This window comes from Dyadobacter sp. HNCC25DJ187 (assembly GCF_056895255.1).
Genome location: NZ_JBXHAT010000003.1, coordinates 66,086 through 83,270 on the forward strand (window position 1 = coordinate 66,086; position 17,185 = coordinate 83,270).

Genomic DNA, 17,185 nt, shown 5'->3' on the forward strand with positions numbered 1-17,185 from the left:
CAAATATGAGCAATTATGCAAGCACAGCCGTAAACTCTATTTCCACCAGATAGTCCGGCGAGACAAGTGCGCTGATTTCATATATACCTGTTGTAGGCTTTATATCTCCGAAAAATGCGCCATGTGCACGTGCAATCTCATCGAAATGACTGATCTTGGTAGTGAAGATGCGCGTGCGAACTACATCAGATAAACCGGCTCCTGCTTCTTCCAAAACTTTGGCAATCCTTTCGATTATATTGTGAGTTTGAGCGTAAGCATCATCGGCTTTCACTTTATCGCCGTCAATGATAGCAACAGTACCTGCCACTTCTATGATATTTCCAATGCGTACTGCACGGCAGTAGCCCATTTTGTCTTCCCACGGAGATCCGGAAAGGATATTTTGTCTTGACATTTTTAAATTGAGCGTTAAAGTTTTTGTAAAGATATTGACGCTTTTTTGAAAATTCTACCTGACAACTGTTTATTTATTGGAAAAATGGCATTACTGATTTCTTGCTCAGGTTGTGTATTCTTCCTCCCATATCGCCAACGCCAGCTTGATCTGGCCATAGTCATATTGTTCATTCAGTAATTCAAAAAGAGGCTTTAAAGCACTGTCTTTACGAATACTCATTTCTTGCGCAGCTTTCACTATAGTTTGGTAGCTGTGCTCATCAATCAATGCCCGGAGATTTATATCGTGGCCATCTTCTCTAAGTTTGACCAAATGAGACAAAATAGTGACCGGGTTGAGATTTCTTTTTTCACCCATCACTTTTACAGAATAGCCCGCTTTGTACAATTCCAGCGTTTCGATATAGGTGATGCCTTTTGCAATTCGAGTTCCCGGTTCTGCATTTTCCTTGGCAAAAGTCACAATTTCATGAATGAACGTTTGTCCGAAACGCCGGTACTTTTCTGCTCCGATCCCTGATATAGCTTTCATCTGGGCTTCGGAAATCGGTCTTTTTTGTGCCATTTCCGATAATGTGGCATCAGTGAAAACTACATAAGGAGGAAGACCAAGTGCATCTGCCAATTGTTTTCTGAGCAAACGTAGTCTTTCAAACAGAGCATCACGAATAATTTCCTGTTTAGGTTTTTGAACTTCGGCAACTTCTTCCTCTTTTGCTTTACGTTCTGCTAATGGAATAAACTTAACCAATTCCACCTGGCGCTCTCCTCTAAGTATCTGTTTGCTGAAGGGATTCAGTTTGAAAGCGTGCCCTTCATCATACGCAATATCCATGGCCCCCGAGTTAAGAAGCTGTCCGATATATTCCGCCCATTCGTCGGTGCGCAGGTCGCGACCCACCCCGAAAGTGGGAAGTCTGTCATAACCATGCTGTAATATGCTTCGGTTTTGGCTTCCTCTTAAAATATCGATCAGCATACCCATGGCAATTTTCTCATTGGTACGGGTTATGGCTGAGAGGGCTTTTTGTGCGATAATAGTTGCGTCAAACCGTGTTCTCGGATTTTGGCAAACATCACAGTTTCCGCAATCATGTTCTACCGCTTCATTGAAGTAACTCAAAAGAATGCGTCTGCGACAAATATCTGCTTCGGCATATTGTTTCATGCGGTTGAGTTTGGCATGTAACAGCTCTTTTTGCTCGTCTGATTGCTCCGAATTGTTAATCATCTCCTGTCTTGTGATGATGTCCATATAGCTATAGAAAAGGACCGTGTCCGAAGGTGTGCCATCACGTCCTGCACGCCCTATTTCCTGGTAGAAGCTTTCGACATTGGAAGGTAAATTGTAATGAATCACCCAACGGACATTGGATTTGTCAATTCCCATTCCGAATGCTACTGTGGCAACAATGATTTGAATGTCATCACGCAAAAATTCTTCCTGGACCCGGGAGCGGACATCGGCTGCAAGCCCTGCATGATAATGCGATGCCGAGAATCCAGCTTTGTTAAGACTATTGGCTACTGTCTCAGTGTTTTTTCTGCTCAGGCAATATATAATTCCCGACTGTCCTTCACGCTTTTTTATAAAACGCTGAATTTGAGGAAGTCGTTGACGTCCGGGAAGTACGCTTAGACTAAGATTGGGGCGGTTGAAACTTGCAACAAAAGTCTCGGCATGCTCTACTCCAAGTTGCTTCAATATATCCCGGCGCGTTACTCGATCGGCAGTGGCCGTTAATGCTATGACAGGAATTTTCGGAAAGCGCTGCTTAAGAGAACTTAGCTGTCGGTATTCGGGCCGGAAATCGTGTCCCCATGAGGAAATACAATGAGATTCATCGATTGCAAACAGATTTACATTCCATTCTCTAAGGAAGTCAAAAGTGTTTCCTGAGAAAAGTCTTTCCGGTGCGATGTAAAGTAATTTAAGCTCTCCTGTTTTAGCTCTCCACATGATTTGATCCTGTTCGGAAGAAGATAGAGTAGAATTAAGATAGGCGGCATCTACTCCATTTCCCCTTAATGTCTCTACCTGATCTTTCATCAGGGCAATGAGTGGAGAAATAACGATGGTAAGACCGGGTCGGAGGAGGGCGGGGATCTGAAAGCAAACCGATTTTCCTCCGCCTGTGGGCATTAGTACCAGACAGTCTTCATTCCGCATTACCGTATCAATAATCTCAGCTTGCTGCGGGCGGAATGAATCGTAACCAAAATATTTCTTTAATATGTCTTCTTTTGTAATACTCATGAAGGAAAATTTTAGCAAAAATACGGATTCAAAACTGGTACATCACCTGCATTTTCAATTCGCTTCTTTTATTCCCGCTGATCTCATTGAGTCCGGAGCTGATTTTTTCCAAATCCCTATACCTTGTTTGTGCCCACCTCAACCATATTTTCATATGTTTAGTGGGCGCAAAACGAGTCATAAAATAATGTCTGGTCCCGCTGTCATAATAAGCCGGAAGAGAGAATGCATATAGCATATCTTTTTCATACACATATTGGCGGCTATCATAATTATCCGTAGAAAAATAGGCCATTCTGGCACTGAATTCGAATCTTTTGTATTTCCATGTGATGTCTTGTGCAATGGCTAATCCCTTCGAAGGCTGATCGCCTTTGTATTGGAATTCGCCTCCTTGTATTCTGGTCCTTATAGAAAATCGAAGAGGTACATCATATTCAATATTCGCAACAGCACTTTTTCTTACCGATTCTACTACAGGATATATCTGTTGTTTCCCTGTTGTAAGATTATGAGGTTTGTTTTTTTCATGAAAAAGCGCATAAGCATTAAAGCGTTTATTGGGTTTCCATAAAACATGGAAATATAGATCATAACCTGATGACGGAGCATTAATCTGATACTTCAGCCATGGAAAACGAAATCTATCATAATAGGTGCTGAATTGCCAGCGGCGGTTAGGTGAATACCGTAACCCCCAATAGATACCTGATTCGTTAATGGGTCTGGTAGATTCACTTACGGCATTTCCATAAAAAGTATGAAAGTCCTTATCATAGTGTCGGGTGAGCAGGGTGAAGTCAATTGCTTTACTCAGACCGGCAATCAATCCGGCAATACCGCCTAACCCGCCACTTTTAGATCTCGCACCCTCTCCAAAAAAATGAAAATTTTGCCAACGATAATCTGCATGTAAACCAGCGACGAGATTATGATTTCCTTGAAATTCAAATTTGTTATATGGCACATCCTTTTTCAACAAGTAAGCGCCATAATTTGTATTTAGCAATGTAATTCCAATCTGGCCACGTTGTAAGGGTAGCTTAAAAAGACCGTGCAGACCGATATTCCGTTCAGAAATGATGTTGTGTTTATCTCGCTCGGCTGGAGTGCGGTGATATCCGGAAATCAAAAGAGAGGAGATAGTCTGGACATTTCCTCCCATGGCTGTTTCGTCCGGACTTGCGTCTCTTCTGCTGCCTGAATAAAAACCAGTGAGTAGTATACTAGAGGAAATGGAATATGTAGCAGCAATGCCTCGAAAAAAATTAGCTTCCAGGACAGACGTGTAGGGCCTTAATCCAAGGGTGCTCCGGTAAGTAGTCCTTATCACTTCCGCGCCCTTTCCCAATGAAAATCCTGCCGCCATGACCAATCCTTGTCCTGCTTGCATTTGAAAATCTCCAACAATCAGATTTTTTAATTTCCCACGATTCTGGATCTGAGCATGAAAAGATGTGAAATCCGGTCCGAATATTTGTCTGCGGGGTTGCCAGTTCCACCATTGCTCACCGGCATCTTTTTCCATACTTAATCCAAAACTATACACACCGGTTCTGGCATTGCGATACCGTAAATAGCCATTGAATGGTTTTCCTTCGTAGCGTGTGGACGAAGAAGAACTACTGTCGGTACCTGAAAAGCCTTTTTGAGTTTCAAGAATTCTACCTGATCTGAACATCAAAAAATGTTGTGTCGGATTTTTCAGACTTTCTTTTAGTGTCATTTGAAAAGGCTCAACAGTGACAAATGGGAGTAGCCGATAAATGGTTGGCAAGTCCATATCTGGTACTGATTGCAACTGGTACAAAGAAATAAACGAACCCATTTGTCGTCGGTAGGATAGCAAGGATTCAATTTGTTTGTTTGAAAGGATGAACATGGAGGCAAGTTCATCTTGAGTGACCCGGTTCAGATCAGCAGGATTAGTGTATAACTGAAACAAAGATTCATACAGATCTTCGTAATCAGAGTCTTCGGTGGGTATCGGAAAAAGATCCTGAATAAACTGACTGACGTCAATTTCCATTCGGGGCGGATTTTGAGCAGATAGCCGATAAACGACAAAAGACGCCATCAACGTAAGTTTCAGGCATCTTTTCCAAAGGTTGGCTCCGTATGCCGCTTGATATTTTGTCAGCATACGTTATCCCATTTTTATAAGGTCAAAAGGCTTTTAAACTTAAATCCAGACTCCTTGCCTGGTGGGTAAGTGCACCGCTCGATATACCATTGACACCAGTTTCGGCTACCGCGCGTAGTGTTTTTTCTGTAATGTTGCCTGATGCTTCAGTTTCAAACCGGCCATTAATCAGCTTCACAGCTTCTCTCATATTTTCGAGAGAAAAATTATCCAGCATGATAATGTCAACCTGTCCGACACGCAGCACTTCTTTTACTTCTTCGAGATTACGCGTCTCTATTTCTATTTTTAATTTTTTTCCGGTTTTCTTTAGATAGCTGTTGGCGCTTTCGATGGCTTTAGTAATTCCGCCCGCATAGTCGACATGGTTGTCTTTTAGCATGATCATATCATAAAGACCCATTCTATGGTTGACTGCCCCTCCGATGGTTACAGCCATTTTTTCGAAAATTCGGAAATTGGGTGTCGTTTTTCTTGTGTCAAGTAATTTAACAGGCAGATCGCTGATCAGGTCTGTCATCAGTTTTGCATAAGTAGCAATACCACTCATTCTTTGCATGATATTCAATACAAGCCTTTCTGACTTCAGTATGAGTCGGGCATTACCTTCGACGTTCAGAACGATATCGCCCTTTTTGACTGCACTTCCATCATTAAGTAACACTTCTATATCTAAAAGCGGATCTCCGTAAAACAGAGCAGTTTCTTTAAATATCATAAGTGCTACATCTACGCCTGCCAGTACACCATCCTGTTTAACAAGGAGGTGTGCACGTTTTACAGCATCAGCCGGAACTGCAGACAATGAAGAATGATCTCCGTCTCCAATATCTTCAAGCAGAGCCAGATGTATTAAATCCCGAAGTTGGTGTGGATCTGTTTCCATATGATATCAAGGGGGTATTAAAATAATTTTAATTATCGCGAATATATGATGATCAGAACGCTTGCTGGCGGTAAGCCATATTATAGCGTACAGCAATAGTAAAAATATTAGATTTCTGAGCAAATGTCTGATTTTCGGATTTCATGTTACGGATGAGGTAGCGTCCATCCAGGAATAGATTGTGTGCCAGTGAGTAGCTGAGTCGAAGATCTGTAGAAACGTTTTGAGTGAAAACGCCCTGAGCAATTCTGTGTCCGAAGCCTGGCTCATAGCCGGATATATTTGTTCTGGTTTCGTAACTTTTTTCAATGTCTCCCCCAAAGTTGGCATTGGATGGGTCTTTGCCTTTATCTGCTACCATGAATGTGCCATAAACAGACAGGCGGGAAGTAGGTTTGTAGCGAACAATACCGATAAATTCTTTAAAATTTGCTCCAAGCGGATGTGCCAGCGATTGTCCATAATGAGCGTAATTCCGACCCCCATCTTTGTGTGAATACGTATAGGGACGAACAAGGTTGTATTCAGCCTGTAAATCAAGATCTTTAATACCAAAGGCATCGACATATTTACCGCCGAGCTGAAAGCTATATTTATTGGTCCAGGATTTTCCTCCGCTAAAAAGGTACTTTGTGAGAAATTCATCCAATACAAACTGACTATAAATGGATGCCTTTTTCCCGACCAGCCATCTGAAGTCAAAACCCAGCAGCGCGTTGTCTTCACTACCGATATAGGATTCCACGTATCTGTAAAAAATAATGGGATTCAGATAATTAAGGTCATAACCTCCACCCACAGAATCCCTGCTGAATACCTCTGCTTCAAACACTCCAACATTGATTTTTTCAGTCAGGTTGACACTCAAATGGTGTATAGCTGCAAATTTTTTGCCCCGCAGGCCGTTTGTCCATGCGTGTTGGTCGTTGTTGAGCATGCTTGTCCATAGATTCGTATAGTTGAATCTCCCTATCTTGGTATCAAGTCTTAGAAAAAGATAAGGGCTACTGTTGTCGGAGAGAATCAGAGAACGGAAGCCACTTCCGAAAACATTATGATCATGGCCAAATTTGACGTTTATAGCTTTGATCGGCTTAAATGTGATATATCCTCTGGCCGTAAGAAAGTCGACTGTCCCTTTACTGGCACTTATCTTTGCCAGACCTTCTCCCGGAAATGTGAATTCCGGAGCAAATTCCATGGCGTACCTCGGGAAAAGTCCTTGATTATCTGCCACATATGTGTAGAATCCAAGCTTTTCTCCGATCATTCCCCTTAACTCAACACCTCTGCCGGTATACCACAACGCAGCATCAGACTGGCTGTCTTTTCCGAAAAAATTAGTTGTAACAAAGTTAAAATGGAGGTCAAATTCTTTATTGTGGATACTGAAAAGGTCTGCCGGGTGCTTCCAGAATCTTTTGTTTCTATTAATCTGTGATGCTTTGAACCAGCCAAGTCTTGCCAGGTTATTATAATGTGCTGAGTCAGTGGCGGCCATTTGAGGTGCCCATTCCCAGCTATCCTCCCGTAAATAATCAATGGTTTCCCAATCACGGTTGGTAAGTAAAACGTTACCCTCTTTCAGAATAGAATCGGTGAGTGCTACGACAGTCTTACGTTCAAATGGCTTTACAGCGCTATGAAAGCCTTCGGATAGCTTTCCTCTCTTGATTTCGAGGCGATCTATCAGGTGGTAGTAATCATCATTAAGCGGAATAAATGGGCTCTGTGCCTGTGCGTATGATACTGATATAAGAAGAATAAATAGGAATCTGTATAATCCGATAAATGGTTGATTCATAATGGCTAAAATTCTTTTATTCGCATAGCACGGGATGTTGATGACAAGTTTTTGAAACTCAGGTTCAAATTACGTCAATGAATTTGTATTATCTTGCATCAACCAGTCTAAAAAACTATCAAAGTTATGTTTTTACTCTCTCAAAAGCCTTCTATTGCCGATCATTATCTGGCTGAACTTCGCGACATTGATATCCAAAAAGACAGGATGAAATTCCGGCGAAATATAGAGCGGGTAGGCGAATTATTGGCTTATGAGATATCTAAGACGCTTACTTACAAGACAAGTAACGTTGAGACACCATTGGGAAAAGCACCTTCCAGATCTTTGCTGCAACCGGTTGTACTGGCAACAATTTTACGAGCAGGGCTTCCCCTTCACCAGGGCTTTCTGAACATTTTTGATCAGGCAGACAATGCATTCATAGGTGCTTACCGCGGGCACAATATTGGAGGAGATGAGGAGTTCGAAGTGGAAATGGATTATATAACAAGTCCGGATCTAACTGGTAAAACGCTGATTATCATAGACCCGATGCTGGCAACGGGGAGTTCGCTGGAAAAGAGCTATCATGCACTGTTACGCTTTGGAATACCAGCGCAAACACATATTGCTGCCGTAATCGGGTGTCCTGAAGGCGTCAATTTTTTACAGAAACGAATACCGCAATGCCGACTCTGGCTTGGCGCTATTGATCAGAAATTAAACGAACAATTCTATATTGTTCCAGGTTTAGGCGATGCAGGAGACCTTGCCTACGGTCCTAAATAAACAGTTTTAAAAATATGAAAAGCCGGTAGTTGCTACAACTGCCGGCTTTTCATATTTAATCAGTTCAGCAATTCATCAAAAGTGATGGATACATAATAAGTAGAACCAATCCTGGGACTACCATAAGCCTGGATATATGATTTTCCTAATATGTTGGTACCGCCCAACTTTATGATTGATTTTATAGCAGGAACTTTCATGCTGACCTGCGCATCCAAGTTGCTAATAGCAGGGACAGTAGTGTCTGTAAATAGGTCTACGTTGTTGCTGCTTGGTATAATGAAGCTGGATTCCCATAAAAATGCTTGCTGATAGCGATATGCGAGATTGAATCCGAAAGTGCTTGTGCTGGTGATCCGCTTCCCAAAACTGAGATTGTAACGATATTTAGGTGTGTTGAACTGTGTGTATTGTACTTCCGGAGATTTGGTAAAATCTGTAAGTTCGTTATTGGCCACATTACCTCCAATGTTGTAACCTTTTGTCAATGCATAATTAAGACCAAGAGCAAATCCTCTTACACTGATTGTTTCCTCAGTATTTACTGTTCTGGAATACCCATCAAAATTACCTACTCCAATACCTGACTCGATGGGCAGACCTGGTCCTGCCGGAGCATTAGGTACAACGATTGTTGTTCCTCCAATCAGATTTTTATACTGACTTACATAATAGTACGCATCAATAAAAAGCTTTTTAGCAATCATTGATTTATAGCCGATTTCATAGGTAGCGATTCTTTCCGGTTTCAACTTTTTAGGTTCATATTTTGGTAAACTTGCCAATGCAAAGGCGGGTGCGAGTTGAGCAATGACACCAGGTAGTTGCGCCTGTAGTGTTCCTGGAAGTGCCCCCTGAACGCCTGAAGTGATTGCCGCCTGTATAGCAGCCGGAACATTTGGAATCTGGCCTGCCGCTACAGCTGCATTTACCTGTTGTGTAACAGCTGCCGTTACAGCTTGTGTTATGGCAGCAGTACCATATGCCTGAGCACGTTGTAAAATGGACGGATTTGCAGCAATGGTAGCCTGTATATTTTCTGTGGACAGGTTTTGTCTCAGAATACCATTAGACAAGCCGTAGCGCGATTCGAATTCAGCAAGTCCGCCTATCAGTGTTCCTGATGGTGTTCTCAGATCAATATATTGATTTTGTGTAGTAGGGATGCGGAAACCGGTTTGATAGGAAAGACGGATATTATGCTCACCGAAAGTTGTTACTGCGGAAACTCTTGGTGTGAACTGGCCCTCAAAGTTTTGATTTTTATCGTAGCGGATAGAGCCGGATAGTTTCAAATGATTGTTAAGCAGATTTTTTCCGGCCTGAACAAAAGCACCAAATTCATTAATATTAATCGTGCCGGTACGTCCATCTTTTGTATCGGCAAATAAAGTTCCTGCTGACCTAAGTTCATACATACGATAATTGGCTCCTGCCAAAAGCTCGACGAATTTAATCTGGTTCTTGAAATTATAGAATCCTTCGATGTGATAAAGGTTGGTTTTATCTGTGAATCCACCTCCACCTTCAACAATAGGCATATTCCGGTACTTATCCAGTAATGTCCTGTAGCTATCGGTACCAGGAACCGGCATCCCTCTGTCCGCTACACCTCTGGCTGCCAGGTGAGCATTTTCCTCATTCGCTCCCTGTGAACGGGCTTGGACAAACGCTCCTGTATACTCTCCAAACCACGTTGCGTGTGGTTTGAAATCGTTGAGCATCGATACTGCTGCCAGCCCTGCAAGGTAAGACTGTCCGGAACGCTCCTGCGTTGTATATGCACGAACCGTGAAGTTGTCTCCTCTTAATTCCAGTTTACCTTGAGTCAGATTAAAATTTCTCAGAGAATAGCGTCCGGTTGCGGTGTAAGCCGTGGTGCCATAGCCGTAATTGATTTGAGCAATGGCTTCAACCTTCTCGCTCAAGCGATAATGTACAGCTGCGTTAGCCTTTAAACTTTTGGTATTGTAATCTATAAGATCTTTCTCCATATACCCTGTCCTGCTAACAAAGCTACTGGGAACGAGCCCGACAGCCTGCGCCGGAATAAGACCATTCGCCGCGAGTGTCTGTGCTACTGAATTAATGTTTGTTTGCACTTCGTCACCATAACTATTCACGCCATCGTAATCCGGTCTTGTTCCTGCACCGCGAAGTGGATCCGCATTTCCTCCCAGGTTGAGGTTACTGTAGTTGTTTGCTTCCCAGTCCTTTGCAGTGATGTAAGATAAATTGACTTTAAAGGCTATTTTATTATTGAAAGCCTTTGCATAACGAATAGTACCGTCAACAAATGGTGTTGTTGCCTTAGAGCGACTTGATTCGTGCATAACACCCGTTTTCACATTTGCACTTAAACCCTGATAAAGGAAAGGGCTTTTGCTGTTCATCAGGATAAGACCATTTATGGCATTAGGCCCATACAGTGCAGAAGCGGCTCCGGGGAGAATCTCAACACTTTCAACATCCAGTTCGGACATACCAATGATGTTATCCAACGGGAAATTGAGACCAGGTGCCTGGTTGTCCATTCCGTCAATCATCTGTACAGTGCGCGGATTTCCGGTGCTGCCAAATCCACGCATGTTAATGGATTTAAAAAGAACACCCTGGGTGGCCATATCAATACCTTTCAGATTTGCCAGGGCATCATAAAAGTTAGTGGATGGAGATTCACGTATACCACGAATATCCATTTTTTCAACTGCAACCGGTGATTTTAACACACTCTCTTCTATCCTTGAAGCGGAAACGACAATTTCATTTCCCAGAACTACCTGCTCTGATAGCTGAATGTCATAATGAGATTTTCCTCCTATCACCTCAAATTCCTGGGTTAGAAAGCCTACAGAAGATACTACAATTGTAAAAGGGGGTTGTCCATTGACGCTGAGATTGAAAATTCCCTTGGCATCTGTAATGGTACCTACAACTTTGCCTTTCACCTGAACGCTTACTCCGATGAGAGGTTCTTTGCTTGTGGATTCAGTAATTATGCCATCAATTTTAGTTTGTGCAAATGTCAGGTTTGCGAATAGGAGTACAAGCAGTATACCGCCTGGTACTGAGCGTAGAAGTGAGTTCATGGTTTCGATTTACTGATGATTACTGTTGTGGCAAATTAAAAAAATAAACCGCTATAAATAATATGATTATTATATTTTTTCTTTAAATACTTAAATATCTATATTTTTGAAGTAAGTAATATTTCCAAAATCCAATTTTTGTAAAGTATAGGGAAATCTGGTTATAACCGTATAGCCTTCAGGAAGTAGATTGCAGCTCTTATAATGTTATGACTTTATTAAAGGCATAATTATTAGCTTTGCCGGAGTTTATAGCTTTTCAGTAATCTGCATATAAATAATGAATGAAACACATGTGATTATCATGGCGGGTGGCGTAGGGACAAGATTCTGGCCTTTCAGCCGAACAGACTTCCCAAAGCAGTTTCACGATGTCTTAGGGACAGGAAAGACGCTCTTACAGCAAACAGTCGACAGATTTGAGGGCGTTTGCCCAATTGAAAATATTTATATTGTTACCAGTCAGGAATACAAAGAGCTGGTCAGGGAACAGATTCCTGAACTTAAAGATGAGCAGATATTGCTCGAACCAAATCGCCGCAATACAGCTCCTTGCATTGCATATGCATGTTACAAGATAGCATCGAAATATCCTGATGCAAATGTAGTGGTGGCACCTGCAGACCATATTATACTGAATGAAGATGTTTTCAGAGATACGGTACGTATTGCATTAGGGGCAGCCAGAACGGATGACATTCTGGTTACGCTTGGTATTCAGCCGACTCGACCAGATACAGGATATGGCTATATTCAGTACATTCCTGATAAAATGACTGTTAAAAAAGTAAAATCTTTCACTGAGAAGCCTCAACTGGAACTTGCTTTGCAATTTCTTGATAGTGGCGATTTTCTTTGGAATGCAGGTATTTTTATTTGGAACATTAAGTCTTTTAAAAAGGCTTTGGAAAAATATCAACCTGAAATTGCAGAGATTTTCGAAGCGGGTAATCCTCACTATTATCAGGTTTCAGAAGCATCATTCATTGAAAGAGCTTATCAACATTGTGGAAGTATCTCTGTTGATAATGGTATCATGGAAAAGGCAGATAACGTCCATGTCGTGTTGAGCAGTTTTGGCTGGTCGGATCTCGGAACGTGGAAATCGCTTTATGAAGTATCAGAAAAGGATGAAAATCAGAATGTGACAGAAGGAAATTTGATTCTGCACAATACAACAAATTCTATCATCAAGACACCTTCTGAAAAACTGGTGGTGGTGAATGGCCTGGATGGCTTCATCGTTGCGGAGTATGATGGTGTATTGATGATCTGTAAAAAGGAAGATGAGCAGAAGGTGAAAGAATTTGTTGCTCAGGCTAAGGAGCTGGATTCCAAATATGTATAGTAATTAATAAGATTGGGCGCAGAGTTTGCGAGAAATATTCTAATTCAACAAACTCTGCGTTTAAATCATCTTCTCAATTTCAAAAAACCGCACATCTGCTTTTACTTTCTCAAGTATCTTTGCGGATCGTTCCGGGCGTGCATCGGTGATGAAAATTTGTCCCAAAAATCCGGTATCTATCAGTTCAATAAGCTTGTTTATACGCTTATCATCCAGTTTGTCAAAAATATCGTCAAGTAGTAGAATTGGCGTTTTACCTTTTTCAGCTTTTAGCAAATCAAACTGAGCGAGTTTCAGTGCAATAACAAATGATTTCTGCTGCCCTTGTGAGCCAAATTTTTTGAGAGAAAGACCATCAATTTCAAAAACAAAGTCATCTTTGTGAATCCCTTTGCTTGTGCGTTGCGCATGAAGATCCCGAAGTCTGTGCGCATAGAATTCTTCAGAAAAGCCGGATTCTGATACTTCGCTGTCATATCGTACTTCTACGTTCTCTTTCTCACTGCTGATGAATGCGTAGTGCTTTTTGAAAAGTGGAACGAACTGATCCATGAAAGTGGTCCTTTTCCGGAATATCTGAACTGCCAGCGCTGTCAGAGGCTCATCGTAAGTGTCCAGCAAATCATTATCAACATTATTTCTTTCAGCAAACAGCTTTAGAAGACTGTTTCGCTGCACCAAAAGTTTGTTGTATTGTAACAGGTCCTGCAAATAGTCGGGGACAGCCTGTGCAAGCACACCGTCAAAAAAGCGCCGGCGCTCTTCACTTCCGTCACGGATCAGATCTGTATCATTCGGAGCAATCAGAACGAGAGGAAAACGACCAATATGTTCACTGAGGCGTTCATAGTTTTTTTTGTCTGCCATAAAAACCTTCCGCTGGCCGCGCTGAAAGCTGCAGGTAATCTGAATGTTCTGCTCAGGTTCTTTAAAAATTCCGTCAATTACAAAAAAATCATTTTCGTGACGGATTGCAAGGACATCCTGACTTTGGAATGCACTTTTGGTAAGTGTTAGAAAATAAATAGCATCCAGAAGGTTTGTTTTGCCACTTCCATTCTCTCCAACCAGACAATTTACATGTGTTCCAAACACAAAAGCTCGCTCCTCATGATTCTTAAAGTAGGTAAGGTGGAGCTTTTCTAGCCACATGAACTTCTTTGTTATATAGTTTATGCTTATTTTCGCAGATCATTGCGTGAGTTCGGCAAACAGACTCTGTTCAAACCACTAACTTAAAGACAAAGTTCTGTCTTTATATAAACGTGAACCAAATTTATGGCCACCGTTACTGAAAAAAAGAAAGCATCAGCTCCAAAAAAATTACAGCATCCTAAGGATCGCTACATGTTCTGGTTCGAGAATATGCTATTGCAGCGCCGGTTTGAAGAAAAAGCGGGGCAGCTTTACGGTCAGCAGAAAATACGTGGATTTTGCCACCTTTACATAGGTCAGGAAGCTTGCTCAACAGGAGCTGCAACGGCACTGACTAAAGGTGACAAATATATCACGGCTTATCGTGATCATGGAATTCCTTTGGCTTTAGGTACCAGCCCTAATGCAATCATGGCCGAGCTGTACGGTAAAAAAACAGGAACAACCAAAGGTAAAGGTGGTTCTATGCACATTTTTGATAAAGAAGTTGGCTTTATCGGTGGACATGGAATTGTCGGTGCTCAAATCCCATTGGGAGCGGGTATCGCTTTTGCTGAGAAGTATAATAAAACCGGAAAGCTTTGTATCTGTTACTTCGGTGACGGTGCAATTCGTCAGGGCGCATTTCACGAAGCGCTTAACATGGCAATGACCTGGAAACTGCCGGTTATTTTTGTTGTTGAAAACAACGGATATGCTATGGGTACTTCTGTAGCACGTACTTCCAATGTTACTGAACTGTATACTTTGGGTGAAGCCTACGATATTCCATCGGAACCAGTTGATGGTATGAGTGTGGAGGCAATTCATGAAGCAGTTTCCCGTGCTGCCGAGCGTGCGCGCAAAGGAGAGGGACCTACTTTCCTTGAATTCCGTACTTATCGCTACCGTGGGCACTCTATGTCTGATCCTCAGAAATACAGATCTAAGGACGAGGTTGAAGATTACAAACAGCGTGATCCTATCGAACAAATCCGTGCAATTATTCTTGAAAATAACCTGGCTACGGAAGAAGAGCTGGATGCAATTGACAAGAAAGTAAAAGAAACCGTTGCAGAGTCAGTTCAGTTTGCAGAAGAATCAGAGTTTCCTGATGCAAGTGAAGCTTACACGGATGTGTATGTGGAAAATGACTATCCTTTTGTAATGGACTAACTTGACCATTATAACAACATTAAAAAAACCCGTCGAGTAAATCCGGCGGGTTTTTTTAAGTAATTTCAGCTTTTAATCCTGAAAATGATCTTATCTGATTGTTTTCTCGTATAAAGCTTAATACGTTTCGATAATAGTTCGGTCCGTTAATTCCGGCCGGATCTACATGTGAATTATTTACATTTTTAAAAATATGCCCTTAGACCAGGAATTAGATAACCAGGAAGATGATTCAGGTGGAGAGATGTCGTTTATCGGACATTTAGAAGAATTGAGATGGCACGTAATCCGCGCAGTGGGTTCCATTCTGGTATTTGCAATTATTGCCTTTATTTACATTCAGGAAATTTATCAATATGTAATAATAGCTCCTTCTAAACCAGATTTTTGGACGTATAGAATGCTATGTAAACTTTCGGTAATAGTTGGCTATGATGATCTTTGCGTAAAGGCTCTCAATTTTCAGCTGCAGGCCATTGGTATGGGGGATAACTTTACCATGAGTATGACATCTTCTGTAATTGCAGGTTTGATATTTGCATTTCCTTATGCTTTCTGGGAGCTGTGGAGATTTATAAAACCAGGATTGCGCCCATCTGAGCGTCGTTCAGCAAGGGGAGCAGTATTCTACGTTACTTTCCTATTTCTCTCCGGAGTATTTTTTGGCTATTATGTAGTCACGCCTTTGGCTATCAACTTTTTAGCAAGTTATACGCTAGATCCGTCTATCATTAATCAGTTTAGTATTACTTCTTATATCTCTCTTGTTGCGACGCTTACATTAGCTTGTGGTGTTGCATTTCAGCTTCCTGTTGTAGTATTCGTATTGTCTAAAATTGGGATTCTTACCCCGGTTTTCATGCGTGAATACAGAAGACATTCTATGATCGTCATTCTGATCATAGCAGCAGTGATTACGCCTTCTCCGGATATTTACAGCCAGATTCTGGTTGCTATTCCTTTATTTCTTCTGTATGAAATCAGTATACTTGTTTCGTCGAAAGTGGAAAAGGAAAAACTCCGTGACGAGCAGGCTTTAGCTGCAACCGGTGGGAATGCAGATGATTACTAAGATATGAATTTCGTTTGAAAGTCTACCAAGACCTCGGCCAGTTGGTCGAGGTCTTCTTTTTGGTGTAATGCTGATACGGCAATTCTGGTTACCGGCTCATCTGTAGCAGAAGGATACGGGAATTTGGAAGCAAGTATGTGATTCGACAAAAGGTAATCAAATAGTTGGGGATGCCGGCTGCATAATACCGGATAGCTGGAAATCTGTGTAATGTAGGTGTAATCAGTAATCCGGTTTTGCAGATATAAAATAGTAGCCATCAATCGATGGTACGGCGCTTCGTAACCTTTTGCCTCGAGAATCACTTTCAAAGCATACATGTAGGCGGGTAGGGCAGGGGATGCTGAAGAGAACCATTGAGAAGCGTTTAAATGCTGCACTATCCCTTTTTCGGCGAAAATGGCTCCTGCCTGAATACCCATTCCTTTGTTGAGTGATGCAGTAACAATGATTTGGTGAGAGACACATTTTTTTAATGTCTGATAAATCCCTTGCCCGTCTTTTCCTGTAATGCCAAGGCCGTGAGAATCATCGATAACAAGCCATACATTTGGATGTTTCAGGGCTTCAAACAAGGAAAAGTCAAATTGCTCTACCCATGGAGATCCGATAGAATCGCTGATGATGATATGAACAGTTGAGTCAATGCTTTTATTTATATCACTCACCGTTTTGAGAGCCCACTCATGCCATGTAATGGCGGTAGCAATGTACTGATGTCCGCGAATTGCCGTATGTGTACCGGGAGCGTAATGATAGCGACAATCACTGGTTCCGGACTTTTGTGCTATTGTTTCAATTTCTCGCATCACCAATTGCCCTGCCCACATGCCTGAGGAAAGTGTGAGTGATGCCGGTGCCATGGCAAAATCCGCTAATTGCTTTTCTGCCTCACCATATATGCTGAGTTGCAAACTATTATTACGGGAACTTCCATAATGCGTACCATATACAGTTAAACCAGAGACGATATGGCTACGAAGTGCTTCGTTGTGTCCCATGCCCAGATAGTCAGTTCCGCTGAACCACAGAAATTCTTTTCCATCCTGAAGGGTAACGGTTCTACCTGGGAGAGTGTCCGTGATGAAGGTTTTCATATGATAGCA

The 17,185-nt window shown here is 41.8% G+C and carries 12 protein-coding genes; 4 read left to right on the forward strand and 8 right to left on the reverse strand.

What is annotated here, in order from left to right:
• Window positions 1–13: 13 nt before the first annotated feature.
• The 5 genes from AC1XUE_RS21525 to AC1XUE_RS21545 form a co-directional block, all read right to left on the reverse strand.
• Complete coding sequence (locus AC1XUE_RS21525) at window positions 14–397, reverse strand: RidA family protein (RefSeq protein WP_483358078.1); 384 nt, start codon at window positions 395–397, stop codon at window positions 14–16.
• A 105-nt stretch (window positions 398–502) separates the two neighbouring features.
• Window positions 503–2,656, reverse strand: coding sequence for a DNA helicase RecQ (gene recQ, locus AC1XUE_RS21530; RefSeq protein WP_483358079.1), 2,154 nt, complete (start codon window positions 2,654–2,656; stop codon window positions 503–505).
• Window positions 2,657–2,684: 28 nt separating this feature from the next.
• Complete coding sequence (locus tag AC1XUE_RS21535; protein WP_483358080.1) at window positions 2,685–4,799, reverse strand: ComEA family DNA-binding protein; 2,115 nt, start codon at window positions 4,797–4,799, stop codon at window positions 2,685–2,687.
• A 22-nt stretch (window positions 4,800–4,821) separates the two neighbouring features.
• A complete protein-coding gene (gene nadC, locus AC1XUE_RS21540; RefSeq protein WP_483358081.1) occupies window positions 4,822–5,685 on the reverse strand; it encodes a carboxylating nicotinate-nucleotide diphosphorylase in 864 nt (287 codons plus the stop codon).
• A 52-nt stretch (window positions 5,686–5,737) separates the two neighbouring features.
• Entirely contained in the window at window positions 5,738–7,489 is a 1,752-nt protein-coding gene (locus tag AC1XUE_RS21545; RefSeq protein WP_483358082.1) for a hypothetical protein, read from the reverse strand.
• 126 nt (window positions 7,490–7,615) lie between these two features.
• On the opposite strand from AC1XUE_RS21545, the gene upp reads away from it, so the two are divergent.
• Window positions 7,616–8,260: a uracil phosphoribosyltransferase gene (gene upp, locus AC1XUE_RS21550; RefSeq protein WP_483358083.1), complete on the forward strand. Its 645-nt coding sequence runs from the start codon at window positions 7,616–7,618 to the stop codon at window positions 8,258–8,260.
• Between the two features lie 59 nt (window positions 8,261–8,319).
• On the opposite strand, the gene AC1XUE_RS21555 is transcribed toward upp, so the two are convergent.
• Window positions 8,320–11,349 carry a TonB-dependent receptor gene (locus AC1XUE_RS21555; RefSeq protein WP_483358084.1) on the reverse strand — a complete coding sequence of 1,010 codons (3,030 nt, stop codon included), beginning with the start codon at window positions 11,347–11,349 and terminating at the stop codon, window positions 8,320–8,322.
• 280 nt (window positions 11,350–11,629) lie between these two features.
• On the opposite strand from AC1XUE_RS21555, the gene AC1XUE_RS21560 reads away from it, so the two are divergent.
• Window positions 11,630–12,697 (forward strand): mannose-1-phosphate guanylyltransferase, encoded by a 1,068-nt coding sequence (locus AC1XUE_RS21560; RefSeq protein WP_483358085.1) that lies wholly within the window; start codon window positions 11,630–11,632, stop codon window positions 12,695–12,697.
• Between the two features lie 60 nt (window positions 12,698–12,757).
• Here AC1XUE_RS21560 and recF read toward each other — a convergent pair whose 3' ends face one another.
• Complete coding sequence (gene recF / locus AC1XUE_RS21565; RefSeq protein ID WP_483358086.1) at window positions 12,758–13,849, reverse strand: DNA replication/repair protein RecF; 1,092 nt, start codon at window positions 13,847–13,849, stop codon at window positions 12,758–12,760.
• Between the two features lie 126 nt (window positions 13,850–13,975).
• On the opposite strand from recF, the gene pdhA reads away from it, so the two are divergent.
• Window positions 13,976–15,007, forward strand: a complete 1,032-nt coding sequence (pdhA, locus tag AC1XUE_RS21570) for a pyruvate dehydrogenase (acetyl-transferring) E1 component subunit alpha (protein WP_483358087.1) — start codon at window positions 13,976–13,978, stop codon at window positions 15,005–15,007.
• A gap of 193 nt (window positions 15,008–15,200) precedes the next feature.
• Complete coding sequence (gene tatC / locus AC1XUE_RS21575; RefSeq protein WP_483358088.1) at window positions 15,201–16,079, forward strand: twin-arginine translocase subunit TatC; 879 nt, start codon at window positions 15,201–15,203, stop codon at window positions 16,077–16,079.
• Here tatC and AC1XUE_RS21580 read toward each other — a convergent pair.
• Entirely contained in the window at window positions 16,076–17,176 is a 1,101-nt protein-coding gene (locus AC1XUE_RS21580; RefSeq protein ID WP_483358089.1) for an aminotransferase class I/II-fold pyridoxal phosphate-dependent enzyme, read from the reverse strand. The two genes, tatC and AC1XUE_RS21580, sit on opposite strands and share 4 nt — an antisense overlap.
• Between the last annotated feature and the right edge of the window lie 9 nt (window positions 17,177–17,185).